Origin of the sequence: Amycolatopsis sp. cg5 (assembly GCF_041346955.1) — a bacterium.
In the GTDB taxonomy this organism is placed as follows: Bacteria; Actinomycetota; Actinomycetes; order Mycobacteriales; family Pseudonocardiaceae; genus Amycolatopsis.
On the sequence record NZ_CP166849.1, the window covers coordinates 8,561,826 to 8,585,885 of the forward strand.

A 24,060-nucleotide genomic window follows, 5' to 3' on the forward strand; every position below is an offset into this window, starting at 1 on the left:
TCCGGCGTGTATGGATATGACAGCTACATGGCGATCGGCGACAGCTTCACCGAGGGCCTGAACGACGAGCTGCCCGACGGCAGCATGCGCGGCTGGGCCGACCGGCTGGCGGAGGTGCTCGCGGCGGGGAGGCCCGAGTTCCGCTACGCCAATCTGGCGCTGCGCGGGAAGATGCTGGCCGAGATCATGGACGAGCAGGTCCCGGTCGCCTTGGCGATGAAGCCGGACCTGGTCACCTTGTGCGCGGGCGGCAACGACATCATCGTGCCCGGCGCGGACGTGGACGCGGTCGCGGCTCGGTTCGAGGCCGGTGTCGCGCAGCTGCGCGCGGCCGGGATCCCGGTCGTGATCTTCAATGGCCCGGACACCAAGCAATTGTCCGTTATGCATGTTCTGCGCGGGAAAGTCGGGATTTACAACGCGCATTTGTGGGCCATCGCGGACCGGCACGGCGCGAAGATGGTCGATTTGTGGGCGATGGCGCCGCTGCATGACCGCCGCGCCTGGAGCGACGACCGGCTGCACTTCACGCCGGAGGCGCATCGCCGGATCGCGCTGCGCGCGGCCGAGGTGCTCGGCATCCCGGTCGACTCCGACTGGCGTGAGCCGTGGCCGGCGAGCGACGAGCCGAGCACCTGGATCACCTCCAGGCGGTCCGACCTCGAGTGGACGAAGCTGCACCTGCTGCCGTGGATCCGCCGCCAGCTGCGTGGCGAGTCGATGGGCGACGGCCTCTCGCCGAAGCACAGCGAGCTCACCCCGCTGCTCCCGGTGGAACTTCGCCAGGACGCCAACGCGAGCTGAGAGTTCATCACCAGTCGACGGATGGTGAGCTTTCAGACTCGCGTAGCGCGGTACGGAGTCCTAAGGTCGCTTTATGCCGGGTACGCGAAGGTGGGTGCTTGTGCCGCTCGCGCTCGTCATCACGGGCGTGCTCGCGGGCGGCCTCACCCTGGCCAAGGGCAGCGGCATCGAGAACGACCTGGCCGACCGGGCGCGCGCCGCGCTGCAGGCGGCGGGCATCAACGGCGGTCAGGTCACGTTCGACGGCCGCGCGGCCACCCTGAGCGGTTTCCCCGCCGAGCGCGTGGTCGAAGCGAAGAGCATCGTCCGCGAGATCGACGGCGTCAGCGACGTGACGCTCAAGACCGATCCCGAACCCACGACGCCGCCGCCCGCCCCGCCGAGCAGCGGCAGCGAACCCGCTCCGCCGCCGCCCGCGCCGACGACCAGCACGCCGGTCGACGAGAAGGCGGCACTGCAAGCCGAGATCGACCAGGCGCTGGCCGAGGAGCCGATCACCTTCGTGCCGGACGAGGCGGCCGTCACCTCGGCGGGTCAGCGCGCGGCGAAGAAGATCGCCGAGCTGCTCAAGAAGGCACCGCCGGACGCCAAGTTCGAGGTCGGCGGGCACGCCGGCCAAGGACCCGGCGGTGAGAAGGCCGCGCTCAAGCTGTCCCAGGACCGCGCGCGCAACGTCGCGCGGCTGCTGATCCGGAACGGGATCCCGACCGGCCGGGTGACCTCCAAGGGCTTCGGCGACACCCAACCCAGTGGCGACGAGCGCCGCGTGGAAATCACGGTGAGGTGACCCCATGCTGTGGCTTTTCGGGCAGATCTGGCTGTGGATGCTGCTTTCGTTCGCGCTGGGCGCCGCCGTGACGGCGGTGGTGCTGCGCCGCAAGCCCGCTTCGCCGTCGGAGCCGGTCTACGAGCCGCCCGCCGAGCCCGAGTACGTGCCGGGCCCGCCGCCGAACCCGTATCTGCTCGACGACCGCGTTCCCGAGTATCCGCCCCGCGCGCCTGCCGAATGGCCGCCGGAGGACGACCGGCCGGAGCCCGCGCACCTGGAGGGCCAGCTGCCCGCCGTGGAGTGGCCGCCTGAACGTGAGGCCGATACTCCGGTCGAGGAACCGGCGTGGCCGAGTGCTGAGGACTGGCCCCCGGCCGACCACCGACCGGGGCGAGGGCGCTGACACCCGCCTGGTACTTTCGGCTACGGATCGTGAACGTCGCTGTTTCTTCGCGAACCGTTCTTCTACGCCAGACCAGTGCCAGGGGGATTGCATGCCGCTTCCGCACTGGACGCCCGCGAAAACCCTCCCGCCCGGACGGCACGCCGCGGACCTCGCCGACATCTACGAGCGCCTGGTCTTCGATGCCCCGCACCAGAACGAGCGCGAGATCCTGTTCAGCGCGCTCAACAGCTACCTGGGCGTGGCGCGGCGGATCATCAACTCCGGCCGGGCCTGGGTCGGCGGCGCCTTCGTCACGCGGACGGACCACGTGCCGGACGGCTTGGACGTCGTGCTCATCCCGGACGAGTGGGGCGCGCTGAAACGGCTCGACGGCGCCGGGCGGTCCGCGCTGTACGGGCTGCTGACCTTGCGCGGGGTCATTGTCGGGCAGCCCGCGATGTATCTCGACCAGGTGCAGCCGGTCGGCGGCATCCTCGACGGTTTCCTCTGCCGCCCCGGCGACGAGGACACCTGGGAAGAGGTCTGGGCCGAAGGCGACCGCGGATTTCCGGAGCTGATCTGGTGAGGAACGAATTCCGGCGCATCGCCGAGGAGATCCCCGGCGGCACCTGGCTCGACGACCTGGCGCGCGCGTCCGCGATGGCGGCCAACGCGAAGTTCGAGCGCACCTGCCGCACCCCGATGCTGCGCGTCGCGGTCATCGGCGAGACGCACATGGACGCCTACACGTTCTCCGACATCAGCCGCGCGCTGCAGGACGCGACGGCCAAGATCGGCCACATCATCCGCAACCCGTCGGGCGAGGTCACCATCGTCCAGCCGGCGGACCGCGACAAGGCCCCGCTGATCCAGCGCGGCCAGGCGGGCAACGCGATCTTCTTCGGCTTCCCGGAGCCCGCGCTCGACGACGCGCTCATCCACGACGGCCTCGAGACGCTGTCCGAGCGCGCGGTGAAGGAACTCTGCGACTTCCTGCCCGCCAACGGTTCCGACGACGGCGCGCTCGACGCGGTGCTGCTGCAGCGCGACACGGTGCGCAACGCGGTCAGCGACATCGTCAACGCGGTCACCAAGAACGCGGGTATCGGCCTGCAGCTGTCCCCGACCTCCGGCGAGGAGGTAGCCCGCAGCATGACCACCGAGCAGGCGCGGCTGTTGCACAACAGCCTGCGCGAGTCGCGCGAGGCGGTCGGCTACGAGACGGTCAGCGGACGGCTCGACGGCGTCCGCACCCGCCGCCGGATCTTCTATCTGGAGCGCGAATCGGGCGGCACCATCCAGGGCGCGGTGTCGCCGGATCTGCTCGACCAGATCAAGGAGAACCTCGACCGCCCGGTCACCGCGAGGCTGCGCGTGGTCCGCACGACGACCATCGACGGCCGTCGCGGCAGGCCCGTTTTCGAGCTGCTGGAGATCACTCCCGAAGTCAGTTTGTTCGACTAGGTCACCGCCCGCCGGAAAGCCGGTTAATCGTTAACAAAACGGCCTCCTAGCAGCTTGTTAACCAACTTTGGCCTGCTTATTGCCATTTCACCCGGATGGATTAGCCTCGCGGTCGAGACACAATCTCGCGAGGGGAACCAGAGCCATGACCACCGAATCGCCCAACTACTTCGCGCCCGCTTCGCGCCACGCGGCCGAGCCGCCACCGGAGCCGCCCCCGGCCGAGCCGGAAGCCCCGAAGAACGCCTACGGCATCGCGGGACTGGCAGCAGGCGGCGTGGGCCTGCTCGTCTCGTGGATCCCGATGGTCGGCCTGCTCTGCACGCCGCTGGGGCTGACCGGGCTCGCGCTGTCGTCGCTCGGCCTGGTGCGCTTCAAGCGCGGCGAGGCGACGAATCGGACGGTCTCGATCGCCGGCATCGCGGTCTCCGCGGTGGGCATCGTGGTCGCGCTCGTCATGCTCGCGATACTCGGCATCAGCTCGGTGGTCGGCGGCAAGCTCTCCTACCCGGCCGACGCGGACGAAAAGCACCACATCGAGTTCGTGGTGACGGTGACGACGCCCGCCCACGTCAGCTACGGCGCCCACGACGAGCTACTGGAAGACACCATTCCCCCGGGCACCTGGCGCCAGACGGCGTCCTACGACACGGGCGGCTTCCCGCTGAACGTCACCGTCGACGCCCCCACCAACGCCGCCGACCGGCTCCTCTGCACCATCCTCGTCGACGGCAAGGTCGTCTCCAGCCTCACCTCGGCCGCTTCCGCGACCAAGAACAACGTCGCCTGCACCGCACCGGCCAACTGACCTCAAGCCACCGAAACCAGCCAGCGGCCGGTCGGCGTCCCCCCATCAACGCCGACCGGACCGCATGAGCCGCTCCTGGCGGCTCCACGCGTCGCAGCGGAACTCCCGCCCCGGGTTCCGTGGACGCGACACCGGTCCTTGGTGCAGCCCCTCCCCTGAGGCTTGACCGGTGCGCTGAGGACAGTACGCGTGACACGTCAGTCCGCACTAAGAATCCACTAAGCGTGAGCGGACGACAAGGTCGCGTAATTCGGTCCTGACCTCGTCCGCGAGCTGGGGATTGGCCTGTTCGTAGCGGCCGAGTGCGAGTTCGAGCTGTTCACGGGCCTGGGCATGATCGCCCTTGGCACGGAATGTTCGCCCGAGCGTCAACCGGGAGACACCTTCCTGCAGGGTGAACTGCCTGCTCCGAGTGAGTTCGACGGATTCCCAGGCGTAACGCTCCGCGTCGGGCAATTGACCCAATGCCAGATGGAGCTCGGCGAGGTTGTTCAGTGAGACGCCGACGTAGCTGTCGTCGCCGAGTCCGCGGTCGATCTCGAGTGAGGCGAGCTGGTGGCCGATCGCCTCGGCGTAGAGTCCGGCTCGTTTTTCGGCTTCGGCGCAGTTGTTGAGTGCCTGGCCGCGCAGTGCGAGGTCGTTGGTGCGCTCGGCTTCCGCCGCGGCGCTGCGGAGGCGGCGCAGGGCGTCGCGGTAGTGACCCTGGAGGGTGAGTGCGGCGCCGAGGTGGATGTTCGCCGAGGTCACGAGTCTGCCGTCGCCCAGTGCGGTGGCGATCTCCAACGCGGCTTCGGCGTCGGCGAGGCAGCCTTCCGGGAGTTCGAAGGTCAGGGACATCGCGCAGCGCGAGATGAGCATCCAGCACAGGCCGAGTTCGTTCCCCGACGCCCGCGCGGCCTGGATCCCGATGCCGACGAGCCGGGTCCACTCGTCCCAGAGCGGGCAGACGACCTGGTAGGTGTGCGCGACCCTGGCGAGTTGCCAAACGTCCTCGTGGCGCCCGGCGGACTCCGCCGCTTCGAGTACGGCGATCAGGTTCGGCCAGTCCATCGCGAACCAATATTGGGCGTCGTCGAAACCGTCGAGCGCCGGCACGCAGTCGGCGGCGATCGACTTCGTGAAGTCCAGCGGGTCGACGATCCGCAGCAGTCTGCGGCGGGCCAGGTCGGCGACGGCCTTGTAGTAGCGGATCGAGCGGGTGAGCACCTGGTGCCGTTCGGGATCGCCGAGTTCGGTCTCGGCCAGCTCCCGCTGGTAAAGCCGCACCAGATCGTGCGGCGCGAAGACGTCACGAGCGGTTTCGGTCAGCAGGCTGTGCGCGGCGAGCACCCGCAGCGTGCGCCGCGCCTCGTGGGTGGTGATGCCGCAGACCGTCGCCAGCAGCTGCGGGCCCGTCGTCTGGCAGGCGAGCGCGCCGATGAGCCGGAAGCGTTCCGCGATCTCGGGCGGCAGCCCGCGGTAGGACACGTCGAGCGCGGCACGCATGCCGTAGTCCTCGACGTCCAGCGCCGCCAGCCTGGTCCGCTCGTTCGCGAGTTCGCCGACCAGTTCGTCGGCCGTCCATTGTGGACCCGCGGCCAGCCGGGCGCCGACGATCCGCAGCGCCAGCGGGAGATGGCCGCAGAGCTCGGCGAGCCGCTCGTTGACGGGATCGGGCCCGGCGAGCTCTTCGATGAGCCGCACGGCGTCGTGGGGCGCCAGCGTGCCGAGCGCGCGCAGCCGCGCGGTGTTCGACACGGCGAGGCCGTCGAGCCTGGCCCGGCTGGTCACCAGCGTCATCGACCGCGAACCCGGCGGGATCAGCGGCACGACCTGGTCGGCGGTGCGGGCGTCGTCGAGCAGCACCAGCATCCGGCGGCCCGCGATGAGCGAGCGGTACAGCGCGATGCGCTCGTGGACCTGATCAGGCACTTCGGGCGCGGGAACACCCAGTCCGAGCAGGAACTGGGTCAGCAGGTCGGCGGGTTCCAGCGGCGGATGCCGGGGATCGAAGCCGCGCAGCGACGCGAACAGGATCCCGTCGGGAAACCGCCGCGAGACGCGATGCGCCCACCAGACGACCAGCGCGCTTTTGCCGATGCCCGCGGTGCCGGTGACGACGCCGACGACGCTTTCCCCGGCCTCGGCGCGGCGCAGCATGTCGTCGAGCCACGCGAGGTCCTCGGCGCGCCCGGCGAGTTTTGGCACGGCGGCCGGCAGCTGCGCCGCGACCGGCGCTGGCATCACCTCGGCGGGCACCGACGCGGCGAGGTCGTCGTTGAGCACGCGCTCGTGCAGCTCACGCAGCTCCGAGCCGGGCTCGATGCCGAGCGTGTCGACCACGCGATGCGAAACGCGCTGGTAGAGCTCGAGCGCGTCGCCGCGCCTGCCCGAGTGATAGAGCGCGCGCATCAGTTGCGCGACAGTGCGTTCGGCGAACGGGTTGGCCCGCACGATCGGGCTGAGTTCGACGATCAGCGACGAATACCGGCCGAGTTCGAGGTCGGCGTCCACGCGTGCGCCGTGCACCGCGAGGCGGAGTTCCTCCAGTTCGGACGCCCGCACGGAGTCGGGTATCCCGGCGAGCACCGGACCCTGCCACAGCGAATGGGCCTGCGCCAGCAAGCCGGCCCGCTGCTCCCCTTCGGCACGCGTGGCTAGGTCGAGCAGGGTGCGCGCGCGGTGCGCGTCGACGCTGTCGGGATCGGCCGCGAGCAGGTAACCCGGCGAGGCGGTGAGGATCTTGGCGCCGGTGTCGCTGTCGCCCTGTATCGACCGGAGCACCCGCCTGAGGTGGGAAACGTTGCCCTGCACGATCGTCTTGGCGGTCGCGGGCGGATCGTGGCCCCACAGCGCGTCGATGATGTCGTCGAGTGAAACGACCCGGTTCACTTCGAGCGCCAGCAAGGCCAGCAGCCCGCGGACACTCGGCCCGCCGATCGGGACGGCGCGATCGCCGTCCAGTAGCTGAACTGGGCCGAGCAGCTGGAAATACGCCGCGTCCGTGCCCGCCATGCCACCTCCCGATCGCGTTCCCAACCGGAGAGGCCAACCTACCGTGAACGCAGTTCAAGAAGCACCCGGCGGTCGATCTCAACCGGGCTACAACGCAACACGACCCCTTACCGTCAGTCCCGATCTGTCGGTAAGGGGTCGTGCGTGGAGATCTGTCAACAACCGTTCGGGTGGGCTCACCCCGAGCTTGGAACCCTTGCGGTCATCGACAACTTCTTCGCAGACACGGCGTCTGCTCGATGGCGACAAGGTAACAGGGCGCATCGAGGTGGCTACAGCCGACCCTGCCCTGGTTCCTCATCGCCTCAACGGGGTGAAGTCGCGCCCGGCGATGAAGTCCGGCCGCGGCTTGCCCGCCGCAAAGGGTTGCAGCAGCGCGTTTTCCACGCTGTTGAACACGAGGAAGATGTTCGAGCGCGGGTACGGGGTGATGTTGTTGCCCGACCCGTGCAGGATGTTGGAGTCGAAGAACAGCGCCGAACCGGCCTGCCCGGTGAACTGGTCGATCCCGTGCTCGGCGGCCATCGCCGTGACGTGATCCTCGGCCGGAACGCCCGTTTTCTGTTCTTTGAGGGAATTCTTGTAATTGTCCTCTGGCGTCTCGCCCGCGCATTGGATGAACGTGCGCTGCGAACCGGGCATCACCATCAGCCCGCCGTTGAACGGGTAGTTGTCGGTCAGCGCGATCGAGCAGCTCACCGCGCGTGGCGACGGCATGCCGTCCTCGGCGTGCCAGGTCTCGAAGTCGGAGTGCCAATAGAACCCGGAACCCTTGAAACCCGGCATGTAGTTGACCCGGGTCTGGTGCAGGTAGACGTCCGAGCCGAGGATCTGCCTGGCCCGGTCGAGTACTCGCGGGTCGCGCGTGAGTTCGTCGATGATCTCACTGAGCTGGTGCACATCGAAGATCGACCGCACGCCGCGCGACTGCTTTTCCCTGATCACCCGCTCGTCCGCGTTGAGTGCCGGGTCAGCCGAGAGTCTGACGAGTTCCTGCCAGTAGGCCTGCACCTCGGCCGGGGAGAGCAGGCCCTCGACGATCGAGTAACCCTTGGCGTCGTGTGAGGCCAGTGTCGCCGCGTCGATCGGGCCGTCTGACGTGGCGCCCCACACCGTCGGATCGGTGCGGTCGAGTAGCTGCGGGTTTCCGGTGATGCGGGTGGGGTAGGCGTCGACCACCCCGGTGTCCATGAGGGTCAAACCGGCTCTCCTCCTGGGTACTGCTTCGGTGTTACTCGGTGATCAGCGGGTACACACCGTGTTCGTCGTGTACCTCGCGGCCCGTGACGGGCGGGTTGAACACGCACACGCACTTGATGTCGGTCTTGGGCCTGACCTGGTGCTTGTCGTGATCGTTGAGCAGATAAAGGGTGCCGGGCGCCAGCGGGTAGACCTTGCCGGTGGCCTTGTCCTCGATCTCGCCCTCACCCTCGGTGATGAAGACGGCCTCGATGTGGTTGGCGTACCAGAAGTCGCTGGTCGTGCCCGCGTACAGCGTGGTCTCGTGCACCGAGAAGCCGACGCCCTCCTTGGCGAGGATGATCCGCTTGCTGCGCCAGTTGTCGGTCTTGATGTCGGCGTCGGTGTCGGTGATCTCGTCGAGTGTGCGGACGATCAAGCTTCGCTCCTTACTTCAGGACGGTCGCGATGGACTCGTCGATGATCTTGAGCCCCTCGGTGATCTCGTCGTCGGTGACGGTCAGCGGCGGCAGCAGCTTCATGACCTCGCCGTCGGGACCCGCGGTCTCCATCAGCAGGCCCCGGTCGAAGGCGGCGGCGCAGACCTTGCCTGCCAGCTCGCCGTTCTCGAACTCGATGCCGCGCGCCAGGCCGCGCCCCTTAGAGACGAGGTTCGCTTCCGGGTAGGCGTCGACGATGTCCTTGAACGCGGCGGCGATGCGCTCGCCCTTCGCCTTCGTGGCCTTCTCAAGCTCATCGTCGCTCCAGTAGGTGCGCAGCGCCTCGGTGGCCGTCACGAACGCGGGGCTGATGCCGCGGAAGGTGCCGTTGTGCTCGCCGGGCTCCCAGACGTCCAGCTCGGGCTTGATAAGCGTCAGGGCCATCGGCAGGCCGTAGCCGCCGATCGACTTCGACAGGCAGACGATGTCGGGCTTGATGCCCGCGTCCTCGAAGCTGAAGAACGGCCCGGTACGGCCGCAGCCCATCTGGACGTCGTCGAAGATCAGCAGGATGCCGTGCTTTTCGCACAGCTCGGCGAGGCCCTTGAGCCAGGCGAGGCTCGCGGCGTTGATGCCGCCCTCACCCTGGACACCCTCGACGATCACGGCGGCGGGCTCGTTCAGGCCGCTGCCGGAGTCTTCGAGCAGGCGCTCGAAGTAGAGGAAGTCGGGGTACTGGCCGTCGAAGTAGGAGTCGTACGGCATCGGCGTCGCGTGCACCAGCGGCACACCGGCGCCGCCGCGCTTCATCGAGTTGCCGGTGACCGACAGCGCGCCGAGTGTCATCCCGTGGAACGCGTTGGTGAAGTTGATGACCGACTCCTTGCCGGTCACCTTCCGCGCGAGCTTCAGCGCGGCTTCGACGGCGTTGGCGCCACCGGGACCGGGGAAGACGATCTTGTAGTCGAGATCGCGCGGCTCGAGGATCTTCTCCTTGAACGTCTCCAGGAAGTTCTTCTTGGCGACGGTGAACATGTCCAGCGCGTGCGTGATGCCGTCACGCTGGATGTAGTCGAGAAGAGCCTGCTTGAGCACGGGGTTGTTGTGCCCGTAGTTCAGCGCGCCGGCGCCCGCGAAGAAGTCGAGGTAGGACTTGCCTTCCTCGTCGAAAACGCGGCTGCCCTGCGCGCGGTCGAAAACGACCGGCCAGCCGCGACTGTAGCTGCGGACTTCGGATTCGAGCTCTTCGAAAATGTTCATGACTTGTGGTCGTTCCATTCAGTGTTTGAGCGGCCCGATCCGGTAAAGGTCCTCCGGATCGTGCCGGCCGTCGCTCGGGAAGTCTTGGGAGGTGAACAGTTCTTCGCGTTCCAACTGGGTGTTCCAGCGCTTCGCGAACGAACCGAACAGCGCTATGGACGCGTCGTTGTCAGGCGTGATGGTGGTTTCGAGGAACTCGACCCCACTGTCGACGAGCTTGCCGAACAAGACGTCGAGCATCTTGCCTGCCAGGCCTTTTCCGCGCTGCGACGCGTCGACGGCCACTTGCCACACCAACGCGGCGCTCGGATTCGACGGCCTGCGGTAGCCGATGACGAAGCCGACCGCTTCCCCGTCGACCTTGGCGACGACGGAGGTGTCGGCGAAATCCTTGCACCACAACAAATACGCGTAAGGCGAGTTGAGATCCAGCTTTCGCGAATCACGCGCGATTCGCCACAACGCGGCACCGTCGGCCTTGGTCGGCGATTCGATCAAGTGCTTTCCGGACATATCAGTTAACGTAACAGAGAGAATTCGCGATCGCAGGCAGCCGGCTCCGCCATATGCGCCAGACCAGGGGGAACGTGAACTCCCCGGTGAGGAGCCCCACAAGCAGGTTTGGATTCGGCGCGCTCTGTGTACTTAGTAGAATTCGACGGCGAGGTCAGCCTGCGCGAATTCCGTCCGAATCCCGCTTCCACCAGCGGATGGTCGCTGACCGTGAGCGCTGAACCACGGCTACGGCTTCTTGCGCCGCAGACGGCGCCACAGCGCGCCTGCCGGCGTGACGACCGCAGGCAGGATCAGCAGCGCGACCACGACCAGCCACCACACGGCGGCCTCGCCGCGCCCGAACGCGGCCATCACCGAGCCCAGCCAGCCGAACAGCGGCTCGCGGACGGGCGGGATGAAGCCCGCGAACAGCAGGCACCCGGCCACGAGCACCAGCAGCACGGTCACGAACCGCCGCCAGGTGCTCCGCAGCGCGAACACGCTGACCAGCAGGAACACTCCCGCTCCCGCCACCACCGGCAGGCCGATCCACTGCAGGACCGCGCTGGTCTGGTTGCCAAGGATGAACCCGGCCAGCACCGTGACCGCCGCCGCGAGGAAGTTCCACGGCGCGCGCAGGTTGGCCGCGCCCTGCGCGATCCACCAGGCCGACCGGCCCGTCCCTTGCGCGAACTGCGCGGCGGGCCGGACGGAGGCGGGCATGCTCGGCGTGGCGCTGGTGACGGCGTTCAGGCCCGCCGCACCGGCCTTGATCAAGGTTTTGGTGAGCAGCATCGAGCCACGTTCGCCCTCGAGCCGTTCCGCGGAGACCTGGCATTCGCGGAACGCGCGGCGCGTCGAGTCGTCGTCCATGGCGTCGAGATTCAGTTTACGGAATCGCTCCGACAGTTTTCCGTTCCCGCGTTCCTTCTCGGCGTCGAAGGTCGCCTGTTTCGCGACGACCGGCAGCTCGGCGCGCGCGATCTGCAGCTGGCGCGAGCGGGCCAGGACCATGGCGGTGATGGGCATGCTCACCGGCGCCTTGCCGAATTCGTCCAGGCGATGGAGTTCGCCGTCCAGGCCCAGGAAGGCCAGTTCCGCGTCGAGTTGCTTGCTCAGCTTCGCGGCTTCGTCGGCGGTGATGTTGTCGTCTTCGCTCGGCGAACGCCAGCCGATGCCGTCGAAGAGCTCCTTCACCCTGTCACGGAAGGCTTCCTTGCCTTCGAGTTCGGCCAGCAGGCGCAAGCGTTTCGGATCGAGCAGGCATTGCAGCAGCCAGCCGACGGCGTCGACCCGGCCCCACATCCAGTCGTTCGCGCGCCACGACGACTTGTAGAACGCGCCGAAGTAGTCGGCCTGCATGCCGGTGAGCTTGTCCGTGGCACGGGACCGTTTCATGTCGAGCAGGGTGCGTGAATCGGCGCTGACCTGCACGAGGTCGACCCGCTGGTCCACCGACGGGAGCTGCGCGAGCAGGCCGCGGGTGGCGATGTGCAGTGTCAGGAGCCTGGCGTTGACGAGTGCGTCCGACGCGGTGCGCTGGTCGTCGGTGAGGCCTAGCCAGTCGAGCAACGTCTTCACGGTGTTCGCGGCGTCGGGGTCCTTGTCGGCGGGCAGCGTCCGCAGCGCGGGCGTCACCGCACGGAGCGCGTCGACCACCTGCTTCCACGCGCCGGCGAGTTGTTCTTTCCTGCCAAGGAAAGCCCATTCGTCGGCCAGCCATTTGACCCAGGTGACGAGCTCTTCGTCCGGCTTCGGCAATCGCTGCCCGCCGATCCATTCGGTCAGCCGGATCTCGCGCGCCGCGGCCTTGCGTGCCTGGTGCAGCTGCGTCCGGCTGTCGTTGAACAGCGCCGCCTGCTCCGGCGACGGCCCGAGCCGGAAACCGCTGTTGATCAGTTGCAGCCCGGTCGCGACGGCGTCGTCGAGCGCGGACGTCCGGAACGCGATGAGTTCCGCCCCTTCACAAGCGCCCGTCGGCACGGTCTCGGGCAGCTCCGAGCACAACCCCTTGATCGCGACGGCGCGCAGCTCGGCGGAAACGCCAGAGGCCCATTCTCCGTTGCCGCCCGCTTTGTTAAGCCTTCGCGTCGCTTCGCGGACCAGTTGCGTCGCGTCTTCCTGGACGCGACGCTGCCGATAGTCCTTCATAAGCCGCTCGTCGACGAGTGCCTCGGCGCCGACCCGGCAGCCGAGCGCGGCCAGCGAAACCCGCGTGCCACGCGTCTTGACCACGGCGTCGTTGTGCCGGGTCAGCTCGTCGAACTCGGCGCTGATCGACTGGTTCATCACGGCCGCGACGACCTGGCTCATCGCGCCGCCGAGCAGTGGCGGGTTCTTCGGGTCGACCTTCTTCTGCTTGGCCTCCCCCTCGCCGGTCGGCACGACGTAAAGCAGCAGTCGCCTGACATCCTGCTCAGCGGGTCTCTCGAAGATCTCGCGCAACGCGGGGCCTAACGGCTTCTTAAGCAGCACGCCGCCATCGGTGAGCCAGTGCGACCGCGTGACGTCGGCGTAAGCGTTCATGTCCGGATGCGCCTTGTCAGCGCCTGGTACGCCGACAGGAACGCACGAAAGCTCGAAGGCGCCGGGAAAAGACGCGGACGAACGTGCCGCCAGCGCGAGCGGCTCGACCACCCCGTTGTTCCACAGTGGACGGTCGAAGCGGAAGACCAGCCGATGTTCGCTGTCACGCACCAGGTTGCCGAGGGCGTCGTCGAACCGCGCGGTCTCGGCGTCGATCATGGTGCCGGTGAGCAGCACGGTCACGTCGGGCGATTCGACGGGCTTCCGGTCCCCGATGATGTCGCGCAGCGCGGTCTGCAATCCGCCGAGCAGCACCTTGTCCCCGTCGAACAGCGACCTCGGCTGCTTCTCTCCCGGATCGCGGAGCAGCTTCTCGAGCGCGCCCATCTCGATCCACGAGTCGCGCAGCACCGCGGGCGTCGAGCCGTACGCCTCGGCCAGGCCGAGGCAGGCGACGTTGATACTGCCCGCGCTCGTGCCGGTCAGCACGTCGAGCGAGACCGTCGCGTTGAGCAGGTCGAGCAGCTTCCGGTAGACGCTGTCGCCGGTGGCGTGCAACAGTTCCGAGGTCTCGGCGGCGATCCCGCCCATCCAGACGGCCAGGCTCGAACCGCCCACCATGGTCATGGCGATGCGAATGTCCTGTTGCCACGAGGTCTGCACGGCGTCACCTTAGACCGATCGACTGAAATGCATAGCCGCTTTTCGGGTGGCATCCGGTTCCCCAAAGGGCACTCAGCCCGAGAAATGCTCCAGCAGCAGCACTTGCGCCTCGCCCATACAGAATCCGAGTATCGCACCGGTCGCGATCAGGATCCATTCGTCCTGCTGGAAGGCGGGCCGCAGCAGTTCTTCGAACTCCTCCGGCTCCAGTTCTTTCATTTTGGTGACCAGCAGGTTGCGAATGTCCATCGCGTCTTCGGCGTAGTCCTCGATATACCGCATCGACTCCGGCAGCCGGTCCATGATCTTGCGCGAAATGCTGAGCTTCATCTCCTGGTAGCGCTTGCTCCCGACGGCGAACACGACCAGCGGACGACGCGAAAGGCCGAGTTCGGTGTCGATCTGGCGCTGGATCAACGCGAGCACACGGTCGGAGAGCGGGCCGCGCAGCACGGCCTCGAGCACGTTGTGCGGGGTGATGATCTCCTTCGCGATGAGCGCGCCGTAGGCCTCGGCGACCTCCTCACGACGCTTGAGAAACAGCCCCTGCCACTCGACGATTCCGAAGTACTTCTTGGGCCGGCGCGGCACGAAGATCATCTTGAGCGCGAGCCAGTCCGTGAACCAGCCGGTGAACAACCCGAACAGCGGCATGATCAGCGGGAAGCGGAACAGCAGCCAGACGATCAGCTGGATGACGCCGATGAGCCCACCGAACACCAGCCCCGACCGCGCGATGAACTGGAATTCCTTGCTCCCCGACTCCTTGAAGATCCGGTTCAGCAGCGCCTTGTCCTTGACCAGCGCGGTGACGACCATGTCCTTGAGGTCGAAGACCTGGTCGATGTCCTCCTTGATCGCGTCGAGCACCCCGGCGATCATCTTCGGCGCCTCGGCCTGCACGCGGCGGATGACCATTTCCTGCATGCGGACGGGCATCGACTCCCACAGGTCCGCCTGATACTGGCTCGCGACGTCGCGCACGATCTCTTCGACCGCGGACAGCAGTGGTTTCTCAAGCTCTTTAGCGACTCTCGCCGGGTCGAGTCGCTCCAAGACCTCTGCGGGCTTAATAAGCTGCTGGGTCATCGTGTCGCACGCGATGCTCGCCATGCGCGCGGCGCGCTTCGGCACGATGCCTTGCCAGCCCAAGAACGGTTTGATGCCGACGAATTCGAGCGGCTGGAACATCATCCGGATGGCGACCAGCTTGGTCACGTACCCGATGAGCGCCGCGACGAGCGGGATCGAGGCATAAAGGGGCCAGTGCTGAGCGAGATCGCTCACGGAGCCCCCCTACCTCGTCGGGTCACACGCCGTCCAGAACTGCGAGCCGAGCCGCGAGATATGCACGGTGCGCCGGATGAACTTGGCCCGTTTGACCGACTTCTCGGCGTCGCGGACGGTCTCGTCGGTCATCAGGATCTCGTACTGGGTCTCCAGCGACGGCGCTTCCTCCGCGATCTCGGCCAGCCCGAGGCCGACGAGCCTGGTGACGTAGCTCGGCACCTGGTCGAGCAGTGACACCCCGGCGTTCTTGCCGACGGTCGACGCGTTGCGCAGCACGATCCGGCCCGCGCCGCCGAGGTTGGTGCGCTCGGCGACGTCGATCAGCGGGAACGGCGTGCCGTCGGACAGCGCGGAGAGAATGCGCGCCTCGTCCGGGGTGAGCTGACGCAGGATGACCGCGTACAGGTACTCCTTGGCCCGGTCACGGCCGAAGCCGATGGACCGGTTGAGCAGCTCGGCCATCGCGGCGCGCAGCGGTTCGCTGAGGTCGCCGCGCGCGGGGACGACGGTGACCGTGTCCCTCGGCTGGAGGCCGTTGCCCTGGTAGCTGTTCATGCTGGACGCCGCGGTGAGCGCGGCGTGGTACGGATCGTCGACCTCGTCGAGGCGCCGCCGGAGCTCGCCGAGCAGCTGGCGCTCGATCTGCAGCAGCCCGCGCTCGGCCGCCTCGACGCCCGGCAGGCGCCTGCCGATCGAGAAGCCGGTCCTCGCGGCCCAGCTCGCCAGCGCACCGGCCCGCTGGACCAGGTTGGGCCCGTCGTTCTCCTCGGGACCGTCGCCCTGGCCGGGGCCGAGCGTTCGCTCGTGCACGTTCACATCCGGAGCCTACCCGTGGGTACGCCGAACGGCCGAGGGTGAGCTGGGACAATCACACTCATGCCGTTCTCCCGCTGGGGTCCGCCGATCGACGTGCTCGCGCTGCTGGCCAAGGAGGAGCAGGCCTTGATCGACCTGCTCGGCGGCCTGGACGCGGACCAGTGGGCGGCGCCGACGGCCTGCGCGGGCTGGTCGGTGCACGACGTGGCGGCGCACATCCTCGGCGACAAGCTCGGCAGGCTCTCCCGTGATCGCGACGACTACCGCGTCGGCGGCCCGCTTCCCGGCGAGAGGTTCCCGGTCTTCATCGACCGGATCAACGCCGAGTGGGTGCTCGCGCTGCGGCGGCTTTCGCCCGAAGTCCTGTTCGGGCTGCTGGTGGACAGCACCGCGCAGATCACCGACCTTTGGGGCAGGCTCGACCTCGACGAGCTCGGCGAGCCGGTGACCTGGGCGGGTCCGGAGCCCGCGCCGGTGTGGCTGGACGCGGCGCGTGAATACACCGAGTACTGGGTGCATCAGCAGCAGATCCGGGAAGCCGTCGGCGCACGACCGCTCGACCAGCGGGAATTCCGCGACCCGGTGATCGACACGTTCATGCGGGCGCTGCCGTTCACGCTGCGTGAGTGCGAGGCACGCGTCGGAAAGCAGGTCGCTTACACCGTTGGCGGCCAGGTCTGGACGGCTCGACGTGAGGCCGATGGCTGGCTGCTGGACCGCTGTTCGCCGGGCAAGGCGACACTGTCGTCCGTGAGCACCGACGCCGACACGTTCTGGCGGCTCTGCACCCGCAACGTCCGGCCCGCCGACGTCGCGGACCGGGTTACCGCGAAGGGCGAGCTCGCGGAGACCATGCTCGGCATGGTGTCGATCATTCTGAGCTGACGAAGATGCGGTCCAGGTGATAGTCGATCATGGCGATCACCTGGTCACCGGTCTTGAGGCCGACCAGGATGTCCGGCCCGACACCGGTCGACACCGCGAGGAGCGTGTCGGCCTCACGGGCGAGATCGAGCCCGTCCGCGATCTGCCCCTGCGCGCGGGCGGCGGTCATGATCTCGACCAGCAGGTTCTCCAGCGACTCGTCCTCGGGGTCGAGGAACGCGGCGGCGAGTGCCTCGTCGTTGAGCGCGCGGATGAAGTAGGCGAGCTGGACCAGCAGGGTCATCCGCTGGTGCTCGTCCAGCGGGAGCAGTCCGATGAGGATCTCGCGCAGGAGCACCCTCGGCGACGCGTCCTGCGGGATCCTCTCTTCCACCCGCTGCTTCTGGTCCAGCGAGAGCAGTTCGAGCGCGCCGAGCAACAGCGCGTCGCGGCTGCCGAAGTAGTACTGGACCAGCCGCGTCGACACGCCGGCTTCGGCCGCGACCTGCCGCAACGTCACTTCCTCGAGCCCGCGCCCGCTCGCGATCCGCCACACGGCCTCGGCGATCTGCCTGCGCCGCTGCTCGTGATCCACCTTTTTCGGCATGCTTCCCCGCTTATTTGATACGATCGAACCATAAAGATTCCGATCGGGGGAAACACTATGGCAAGCAAGGAATCGTTGACGGTGCTGGAGGGCATCGGCGCGCTGGGCGTCATCCAGGGCGTCGGTTCGATGATCGCCAGGTTCGGCTGGGACAAGGACTGGGGCCTGCTCGGCCTGCTGGACAAGCACGTCTTCCCGACCCCGTGGTGGGTCGGGCTGATACTGGCCGCGGCCGGGCTGGCGCTGATCCTGCGCGTCGACCAGCTGAAGAAGAAGACCGCCTAGCGGCGGACCTGCCTGCGCAGCTGGAGGATCCGGGCGCCGCCGATCAGCGCGACCAGCGCGCCGCCCGCGATCACCGAGAACAGCATGGCCACGGCCAGCGGCATGCTGCCGTCCATGCCGAAGAAGTGCACGTTGACCGTGTCGAGGTTCTGCAGGATGAAGATCAGCAACAGGACCAGCACGATGAGCGCGACGATCACCGCGACCCAGACCCCGCTGATCCGCCCGCTCTTCACCTTTTTGGCGTGCCGGGGCTCGGCTTCGGTGGGTTCCGGGATTTCGGCGCTGTCCTGCGCGTGAGTCATGACCCGATTGTGCGGCCGATGGGCCGCCGACGCCGGGTCACGACCCCCGTTTGGGTGAACCGGACCAGGACAAGGTGACCACTTCGCGACCGGAGGAGCCGAGGTCCGGCGGGTTGCCCGCGTCGATTCCCTGGCCGCGCAAGGCTTCCGCGACGTCGTCGGCGGCCTCGGGCGGCAGGCAGAGCCGTCGGCGGGTGACGTCGACCAGTTCGCCGAAGCGCCGGTACTCGGCCATCGACGGCCTGCGCCAGCGGGCGATCTCGGGTTCCACGCCGAGTTCACGCAGCGCTGCCGCGGCGTCTTCGGCGGTCGGGCCGAGCGGGCGGTCGATGCCGTGGAAGTGCTTCCACAACGCGTTGAGCGAGGTCAGCGGGTGGGCGTCGGCGAGTTCGACGATCACCCGCCGACGCGCCCAGCCGGTGAGCGCTTCGACGAAGGGCCGCAGGTCCGGCACGTTGTAGAGCACGTTCGCGCATATCACGACGTCCGCGGGGTCGACGTCCCCCGCGACGTCCGGCCACCGGCCTGGCACGAGCGCGTGCTCGACACCCAGCGCGGTGGCACGCTGCGCGAACTCGGCGAGCAGGTCTTCGTTGGCGTCGACGGCCGTGAGCCGCGTGATGAACTCGGCGGCAGGCAGGCTGGCCGCTCCGGCGCCTGCACCGATGTCGAGCACCGTTCCCTTGTCCTGCAAGGCTTTGCGTAGTTCCTCGTAGGACGCGCCGACGGGCGAACCGACATAGCGGTCCGCCCGGCGGGTGAACACCGCCTTCGGCAGCACCCAGGGTGACTCGGGTGCCGCCGCGACGATGTGCTCAGGGATGGCCCAGGCGGCGAGCTGCTCCGTCCAAGCGTCGAGTGCGGTCATGACCCGTGAGTGTCGCGGACCGCGCTAGCCGTCGGCAATACTCTTGATCCACTCTTTGGCCGATTCGACCCCTTCGATCGTCACCTGGTGCCCGCCGGGATGGCGGTGTTCGGTGACCTCCGCGCCGCGCTCACGCAGCGCGCGGGCGAGTTCGGCGGTCGAGGCGAGCGGGGCCATCGGGTCACGTTCGCCGTTGGACAGGAACACCCGGGTGCCGTGGAGGTCCAGCTCGGGCGGTTCGGGCACCGGCGACATCGCCGCGATGGCGATGGCTTCGGTGAGCGCGTCCGGCCGCAGCAGCGTCACGGCCGCGGCGATGTTGGCGCCGTTGGAGAAACCGACGGCGATCATCCTTCGGCCGCCGAGCCCGTACGTTTCCCTTGCCTGGATGAGGAAATCGGCCAGCTGGTTCGCCCTGAACACGACGTCCTCGTGGTCGAAGACGCCCTCGGCGAGCCGCCGGAACCAGCGCGCCGCGCCGTGTTCGGAGACCGGACCGGCCGGCGCGAGCACGGCCGAGGCCGGGCTCAGCGCCTTCGCGAGGCCGAGCAGGTCGTCCGGGCCGCCGCCGGTGCCGTGCAGGAGCACGAGCACCGGGGCGTTCTCGTCGCCTTCGAGGTACTTGTGGTCGAGTGTCATGCCCGCTCCGGGTTGTTCTCGCTGGGGAGGTTCAGCTTCGGCAGCATGGCCTCGATCTCCGCGCGGTTGGGCTCCAGCCACGGCGGGAGCTTCAGCGCACGGCCGAGTTCGAGCAGCGGCTCGTCGATCGCGAAGCCGGGCTCGTCGGTCGCCACCTCGAGCAGCGTGCCGCCCGGCTCACGGAAGTAGATCGAGCGGAAGTACTGACGGTCCAAAATGGACGTCACGTGCACGCCCTTGTCGGCGAGCTCCTCGCGCCATTCGACCTGGGTCTGCTCGTCCGGCGCACGCCATGCGACGTGGTGGACGGTGCCCGCGGCGACCAGGCCACGCGGTGCCTCGGGCGTCACGAGGACGTCGACCAGCGCGCCAGGGCCGCCCTCACCGGCGGCGAACCGCAGGCGGTTGCCGTCCTGGTTGGCGAAGCTGAGTCCGAGCCCGTCGGTGAGCATGCCGGCCGTCGCGTCCTCTTTGGACACCGACAGGGTGACCGAGTGCAGGCCGCGGATGGCGTGCTCGGCGGGCACCAGCTTGGTGTCCCACGGGTCGCGCGGGTCGCCCTGCGGGTGCGCGACGAGTGCGAGTTCGAGGCCATCGGGGTCGCGGAAGGTGAGCACGTCCTCCTCGTCGGCGTTGCGGATCTGCCCCGCCTCGACACCGCTCGCCGCCAGATGCTGCTTCCACCAGCCGATCGAGCTCTCCGGCACGGAGAACGAGGTCGTGGTCGCCTGTCCGGTGCCGTGACGGCCGCGCGGCGCGTCCTTCCACGGGAAGAAGGTCATCAGCGAGCCGGGCTTGCCGGACTGGTCGCCGTAGTAGAGGTGGTATGTGCCGGGGTCGTCGAAGTTGATGGTGGTCTTCACCAGCCGCAGGCCGAGCGTGCGCAGATAGAAGTCCGCGTTGCGCTGCGGGTCGCCACCGATCGCGGTGACGTGGTGGAGGCCGGAAGTTTTGATCGACATCGCTGTCTCCTCGTGGTCGCTTCATCAAGCTAACCCGATAACCTCTTCCACGCAAGATATATTCCGGTGAGATATGCTGGCGCGGTGCCGAGCAAACCCGAAGACGACGAGATCGTCAGCTGGTGGGGTCTGGTCATCGAGGGCTACCTCGCCACCCAGGACAAACTGATGGGCGAGATCGCCGAGCGCTTCGGCCTCGCGCCCGCGACGTTCGACATCCTGCTGAGACTGATCCGCACGTCGGAGCACCGGATGCCGATGACCCAGCTCGCGCGCGAGGCCGCGTTGTCGAGCGGCGGTTTCACGAAGGTCGCCGACCGGATGGTCGCCGCGGATCTCATCTGCCGGGTCCCGAGCCCCGACGACCGGCGCGTCACCTTCGCCGAGCTCACCGAGCACGGCACCGAAGTCGCGGAAAAGGCCCGCGAGGCATGCGCCGAGATCCTGCGCCGCATCGTGCTGGCCCCGCTCGGCCCGTCCGCGTCGACCGCGCTGGCCGACGCGATGCGCGCACTGCGCGCCGCCAACTCGGAGTGAAAAACCAGGGTCTATCGGCCTCTTGGTTCGTGTGCTCCGGCAAGCGGACCATGGCCGCATGCTCACCGAATCGACCATCACGACCATGCTCCCCGTCGCCGACGCCGAGCGCGCCGCCCGCTTCTACGCCGACGCACTTGGCCTGCGCCGGATGGGCGCGGGTGACGACGGCACCGTGTACTTCGAAGCCGGGGCGGGCTCGATCGGTCTCCGTCCGATGCCGGCCGGAGCACAGAGCGAGAACACCGCGCTCAGCTTCGAGGTCGGCGACCTCGAAGGCGAGATCTCCACACTGGAAGAACGCGGCGTGCGCTTCCAGGACTTCGAAATGGAAGGCTTGAAGACCGTCAACCACATCGCCGACCTCGGCAAGGAACGCGCCGCCTGGTTCGCCGACTCAGAAGGCAACGTCCTCTGCCTGCACCAGCTCGTCACCTGAACCAGGGGTGCAGCGGGCTCCGTCGTCGGGGAGGGAGCCCGCTGCACCCCGCCCGCTTCTTTTTATGCCCTGACCTGGCATTTCCTGAGTTACCCACACCATTGACCGCCTGTGGACAACCCTGGCTCGCACCGGGTTCCGTCGGTGGGGCCCGGTAGACTGATGCAGGGCGGAGCCCCCAGGGACGGGCGGGGGGTGGGTTAGTACCGGGCGCGATTTTTCAGACGGCTAGGCCTGGGAAGAGTTTGGCCGCGTTGCCGGCGAGGATCGCGCGGAGTACTCCGTTGGACAGGCCGAGTTTGGCGAGTGCGCGGACGTTGCGGTTGGCGCCGGGGACGCCTGGCCAGTCGGTGCCGAAGACGAACTTTTCCGCCAGGCGCTGGAAATCGAAGCGGGCGTAGTAGTCGGGGAGCTTCTTCGGGGGCAGGCCCGCCAGGTCCAGCCAGACGTTTTCCTTGGACTGGGCCAGGAATCCGGCCGTGTCGTACCACCAGCCTCGGCCGCCGTGCGCGAGCACGAACTGGATCTCGGGGAAGTCCTCGATGACGTCGGTGAGCAGGGCCGGGTCGCCGAAGCTGGACCGTGAGCCGGGGAACGTGCTCGTTCCCGAGTGCAGGATGACCGGCACACCGCGCGCCGCGCAGACCTCGTAGGCGCGGTAGAGCTCCTTGTCCGCAGGCGAGAAAGCACCGTGCACGGGGTGGATCTTCAAAGCGACCGCGCCGAGGTCGAGCTGCCATTCGACGGCACTGGCGACGGGGTGGTGCAGATGCGGGTTGACGTTCGCCACCAGCCGGAAGCGCGACGGGTTGAACTCGACCAGCGGCAGGTTGTCCTCGAACGGCTGGATCCCGGTCGCGCGCGGGCTGTACTCGCAGAACAGCAGCGCCCGGTCGACTCCTTCGGCTTCGAAGAGCGCGTCGAGTTTGGCGGGCACCGGCACGCCGTCGTCGTCATAGACCGAACGCCACGGATGCGGGCCGGCGTACCGCTGCGCCCACTCGAGCCACGCGGGCTTCAAGGTCGACAGCCTGGGCACATGGACGTGTGCGTCGACGACGACGTGCCCTTCGATCATGAGCGGGGAGCCACCACCCGCAGCGAGTCGCGGACCATCTCCCTGATGATGTTGCGCCGGATCTTCCCGGTCGCCGTCTTCGGCAGCTCCGCCAGCTCGATCACCCCACGCGGACGCTTGAACGACGCGAGCCCGGACCGGCAGAACTCGATCAGCTCCTCGGCGTCGATCGCGCTGGCCGAGACCCCGACCACGCAGGCAACGGGTTTGTCGATGCCGTCGGCGTCCGGCACCGCGACCACGGCGGCCTCGGCCACCGACGGGTGTTCCAGCAGCCGTTCCTCGACCTCGGCAGGCGAGACCCAGATGCCACCCGACTTCAGCATGTCGTTGAACCGGCCGAGACAGCTGTAGGTGCCGTCCTCGTTGCGCAGGTAGCTGTCGCCGGTACGCAGCCAGTCGCCGGAGAACACCTGCTTGGTCGTCTCGTACCGCGCCCAGTAGCCGGTCGCGATCGACGGCCCGGAAACGTACAGCTCACCCGGCTGCCCCGGCGCCTCGACGACGGCACCTGCCTCGTCGCGGATCTGCACGCGGTAACCCGGCACCGGCACACCCGTACTTCCAGCGCGCACCTGGCCTGGCTGGTTGCTTAAGAAGATGTGCAGCGCTTCGGTCGACCCGATGCCATCCAAGATCTCGACGCCGAAGCGCTCCTTAAACCGCTTAAGAAGCACTGGCGGCAACGGCTCGCCTGCCGAGACAGCCAGTCTCACGGACGCGAAGGTGTCCGCCGGGATGTCACTGTTGAGCAGGAGGGCATAGAACGTCGGCACCCCGAAGAACAGCGACGGCCGGTCCGTGCGCACGCGCGCGGCGATCAGCGCGGGCGTCGGGCGCTGCGGCTCCAGCAATGTCGTCGCACCCACCGAGAGTGGGAAGAACGCCGAATTCCCCAGCCCGTATGCGAAGAACAGCTTCGGCACGGACAGGAAGCGGTCATCCTCGGAAGCGCCGAGCACGTGCTGCCCGTAGGTCTCGCAAACCGCGCGGATGCTGCCGTGGCGGTGCATCGCGCCCTTCGGCTGCCCGGTGGTTCCCGAGGTGTAGAGCCACAACGCGGGTGAGTCTTCCCAGGTCTGGTACGGGGTGAACTCCGGAGCTTCCACAGTGGACAGACCGGTCCAGCAGTGCGTGGTGACCCGTGACGGCAGTTCGGTCGCTTTGCCTCGGTCGAGCACGACATCGGTGACTTCGGGCGCCAGCTCGACCGCGCGCGCGGCCTGTCCGGCGAACTCACCCGAGACGCAGAGCACGCGGGCCCGTGAGTCGGTCAGCACCTTGCCGAGCTCCAACCCGGTGACCATGGTCGACACCGGGACCGGCACCGCGCCCAGGTACATCGCGCCGAGTATCCCGGTCAGCAGCTCCACGTCGTCGACCATGCAGAGCATGACGCGCTGTTCCGGCGAGACCCCGATCCGCGCGAAGCCCGCCGCGACCCTGGCCGACTCCGCGGCGAGCTCGGCGTAGGTGAGCGTCCGCCGCTCCGAGACGACCGCGACCCGGTCGCCCCTGCCCTCGCGGACGTGACGGTCGAGCAGGTACTCGGCCGCGTTGAACGCGCTCGGCGGAACGGTCAT

At 68.0% G+C, this 24,060-nt stretch carries 25 protein-coding genes; 10 read left to right on the forward strand and 15 right to left on the reverse strand.

Annotated elements, in window-relative coordinates:
- Window positions 1-6 precede the first annotated feature (6 nt).
- From AB5J62_RS38870 to AB5J62_RS38895, 6 genes are all read left to right on the forward strand, one after another.
- The gene (locus AB5J62_RS38870; protein WP_370945027.1) at window positions 7-804 is read left to right on the forward strand and encodes an SGNH/GDSL hydrolase family protein; all 798 of its coding nucleotides are present in this window, start codon (window positions 7-9) and stop codon (window positions 802-804) included.
- Between the two features lie 100 nt (window positions 805-904).
- Window positions 905-1,591 (forward strand): OmpA family protein, encoded by a 687-nt coding sequence (locus AB5J62_RS38875; protein WP_370945028.1) that lies wholly within the window; start codon window positions 905-907, stop codon window positions 1,589-1,591.
- A 4-nt stretch (window positions 1,592-1,595) separates the two neighbouring features.
- Window positions 1,596-1,976 carry a hypothetical protein gene (locus tag AB5J62_RS38880; RefSeq protein ID WP_370945029.1) on the forward strand — a complete coding sequence of 127 codons (381 nt, stop codon included), beginning with the start codon at window positions 1,596-1,598 and terminating at the stop codon, window positions 1,974-1,976.
- A gap of 91 nt (window positions 1,977-2,067) precedes the next feature.
- Window positions 2,068-2,544: a hypothetical protein gene (locus AB5J62_RS38885; protein WP_370945030.1), complete on the forward strand. Its 477-nt coding sequence runs from the start codon at window positions 2,068-2,070 to the stop codon at window positions 2,542-2,544.
- Window positions 2,541-3,422, forward strand: coding sequence for a hypothetical protein (locus AB5J62_RS38890; protein ID WP_370945031.1), 882 nt, complete (start codon window positions 2,541-2,543; stop codon window positions 3,420-3,422). The genes AB5J62_RS38885 and AB5J62_RS38890 overlap by 4 nt, the downstream gene beginning before the upstream one ends.
- A 145-nt stretch (window positions 3,423-3,567) precedes the next feature.
- The gene (locus AB5J62_RS38895) at window positions 3,568-4,230 is read left to right on the forward strand and encodes a hypothetical protein (RefSeq protein ID WP_370945032.1); all 663 of its coding nucleotides are present in this window, start codon (window positions 3,568-3,570) and stop codon (window positions 4,228-4,230) included.
- Between the two features lie 207 nt (window positions 4,231-4,437).
- Here the strand turns inward: AB5J62_RS38895 and AB5J62_RS38900 are convergent, their stop codons facing one another.
- The 8 genes from AB5J62_RS38900 to AB5J62_RS38935 all read right to left on the reverse strand — a co-directional run bounded on the left by AB5J62_RS38900 (window position 4,438) and on the right by AB5J62_RS38935 (window position 15,887).
- On the reverse strand, window positions 4,438-7,224 hold the full coding sequence (locus AB5J62_RS38900) for a BTAD domain-containing putative transcriptional regulator (RefSeq protein WP_370945033.1): 2,787 nt from the start codon (window positions 7,222-7,224) through the stop codon (window positions 4,438-4,440).
- A gap of 297 nt (window positions 7,225-7,521) precedes the next feature.
- Window positions 7,522-8,415, reverse strand: coding sequence for an ectoine hydroxylase (gene thpD, locus AB5J62_RS38905; RefSeq protein ID WP_370950455.1), 894 nt, complete (start codon window positions 8,413-8,415; stop codon window positions 7,522-7,524).
- 40 nt (window positions 8,416-8,455) lie between these two features.
- Entirely contained in the window at window positions 8,456-8,842 is a 387-nt protein-coding gene (locus AB5J62_RS38910; protein WP_370945034.1) for an ectoine synthase, read from the reverse strand.
- A gap of 10 nt (window positions 8,843-8,852) precedes the next feature.
- The gene (gene ectB, locus AB5J62_RS38915) at window positions 8,853-10,103 is read right to left on the reverse strand and encodes a diaminobutyrate--2-oxoglutarate transaminase (protein ID WP_370945035.1); all 1,251 of its coding nucleotides are present in this window, start codon (window positions 10,101-10,103) and stop codon (window positions 8,853-8,855) included.
- 18 nt (window positions 10,104-10,121) lie between these two features.
- Window positions 10,122-10,616 carry a diaminobutyrate acetyltransferase gene (gene ectA / locus AB5J62_RS38920; RefSeq protein WP_370945036.1) on the reverse strand — a complete coding sequence of 165 codons (495 nt, stop codon included), beginning with the start codon at window positions 10,614-10,616 and terminating at the stop codon, window positions 10,122-10,124.
- A gap of 228 nt (window positions 10,617-10,844) precedes the next feature.
- On the reverse strand, window positions 10,845-13,787 hold the full coding sequence (locus AB5J62_RS38925; RefSeq protein ID WP_370945037.1) for a patatin-like protein: 2,943 nt from the start codon (window positions 13,785-13,787) through the stop codon (window positions 10,845-10,847).
- A gap of 72 nt (window positions 13,788-13,859) precedes the next feature.
- On the reverse strand, window positions 13,860-15,074 hold the full coding sequence (locus AB5J62_RS38930) for a DUF445 domain-containing protein (protein ID WP_370945038.1): 1,215 nt from the start codon (window positions 15,072-15,074) through the stop codon (window positions 13,860-13,862).
- Between the two features lie 9 nt (window positions 15,075-15,083).
- Window positions 15,084-15,887 carry an Abi-alpha family protein gene (locus tag AB5J62_RS38935; protein WP_370950456.1) on the reverse strand — a complete coding sequence of 268 codons (804 nt, stop codon included), beginning with the start codon at window positions 15,885-15,887 and terminating at the stop codon, window positions 15,084-15,086.
- Between the two features lie 66 nt (window positions 15,888-15,953).
- On the opposite strand from AB5J62_RS38935, the gene AB5J62_RS38940 reads away from it, so the two are divergent.
- Window positions 15,954-16,778, forward strand: coding sequence for a maleylpyruvate isomerase family mycothiol-dependent enzyme (locus tag AB5J62_RS38940; RefSeq protein ID WP_370945039.1), 825 nt, complete (start codon window positions 15,954-15,956; stop codon window positions 16,776-16,778).
- On the opposite strand, the gene AB5J62_RS38945 is transcribed toward AB5J62_RS38940, so the two are convergent.
- Entirely contained in the window at window positions 16,765-17,364 is a 600-nt protein-coding gene (locus tag AB5J62_RS38945) for a TetR/AcrR family transcriptional regulator (RefSeq protein WP_370945040.1), read from the reverse strand. The two genes, AB5J62_RS38940 and AB5J62_RS38945, sit on opposite strands and share 14 nt — an antisense overlap.
- 57 nt (window positions 17,365-17,421) lie before the next feature.
- On the opposite strand from AB5J62_RS38945, the gene AB5J62_RS38950 reads away from it, so the two are divergent.
- Window positions 17,422-17,649: a hypothetical protein gene (locus AB5J62_RS38950; RefSeq protein WP_370945041.1), complete on the forward strand. Its 228-nt coding sequence runs from the start codon at window positions 17,422-17,424 to the stop codon at window positions 17,647-17,649.
- Here AB5J62_RS38950 and AB5J62_RS38955 read toward each other — a convergent pair.
- Genes AB5J62_RS38955 through AB5J62_RS38970 form a run of 4 tightly spaced genes read right to left on the reverse strand, consistent with a single transcriptional unit; the run spans window position 17,646 to window position 20,423 of the window.
- The gene (locus AB5J62_RS38955; protein ID WP_370945042.1) at window positions 17,646-17,954 is read right to left on the reverse strand and encodes a lipopolysaccharide assembly LapA domain-containing protein; all 309 of its coding nucleotides are present in this window, start codon (window positions 17,952-17,954) and stop codon (window positions 17,646-17,648) included. The two genes, AB5J62_RS38950 and AB5J62_RS38955, sit on opposite strands and share 4 nt — an antisense overlap.
- 37 nt (window positions 17,955-17,991) lie before the next feature.
- Window positions 17,992-18,822: a class I SAM-dependent methyltransferase gene (locus AB5J62_RS38960; RefSeq protein WP_370945043.1), complete on the reverse strand. Its 831-nt coding sequence runs from the start codon at window positions 18,820-18,822 to the stop codon at window positions 17,992-17,994.
- A gap of 24 nt (window positions 18,823-18,846) precedes the next feature.
- Window positions 18,847-19,461, reverse strand: coding sequence for an alpha/beta hydrolase (locus AB5J62_RS38965; RefSeq protein WP_370945044.1), 615 nt, complete (start codon window positions 19,459-19,461; stop codon window positions 18,847-18,849).
- The gene (locus AB5J62_RS38970; protein ID WP_370945045.1) at window positions 19,458-20,423 is read right to left on the reverse strand and encodes a ring-cleaving dioxygenase; all 966 of its coding nucleotides are present in this window, start codon (window positions 20,421-20,423) and stop codon (window positions 19,458-19,460) included. The genes AB5J62_RS38965 and AB5J62_RS38970 overlap by 4 nt, the downstream gene beginning before the upstream one ends.
- An 84-nt stretch (window positions 20,424-20,507) precedes the next feature.
- Here AB5J62_RS38970 and AB5J62_RS38975 point away from each other — a divergent pair, with 84 nt between their 5' ends.
- Both AB5J62_RS38975 and AB5J62_RS38980 read left to right on the forward strand, forming a co-directional pair.
- The gene (locus AB5J62_RS38975; RefSeq protein WP_370945046.1) at window positions 20,508-20,960 is read left to right on the forward strand and encodes a MarR family winged helix-turn-helix transcriptional regulator; all 453 of its coding nucleotides are present in this window, start codon (window positions 20,508-20,510) and stop codon (window positions 20,958-20,960) included.
- Between the two features lie 58 nt (window positions 20,961-21,018).
- The gene (locus tag AB5J62_RS38980) at window positions 21,019-21,399 is read left to right on the forward strand and encodes a VOC family protein (protein WP_370945047.1); all 381 of its coding nucleotides are present in this window, start codon (window positions 21,019-21,021) and stop codon (window positions 21,397-21,399) included.
- Between the two features lie 220 nt (window positions 21,400-21,619).
- Here AB5J62_RS38980 and AB5J62_RS38985 read toward each other — a convergent pair whose 3' ends face one another.
- Both AB5J62_RS38985 and AB5J62_RS38990 read right to left on the reverse strand, forming a co-directional pair.
- On the reverse strand, window positions 21,620-22,477 hold the full coding sequence (locus tag AB5J62_RS38985) for an amidohydrolase family protein (protein WP_370945048.1): 858 nt from the start codon (window positions 22,475-22,477) through the stop codon (window positions 21,620-21,622).
- Complete coding sequence (locus AB5J62_RS38990) at window positions 22,474-24,060, reverse strand: benzoate-CoA ligase family protein (protein WP_370945049.1); 1,587 nt, start codon at window positions 24,058-24,060, stop codon at window positions 22,474-22,476. The genes AB5J62_RS38985 and AB5J62_RS38990 overlap by 4 nt, the downstream gene beginning before the upstream one ends.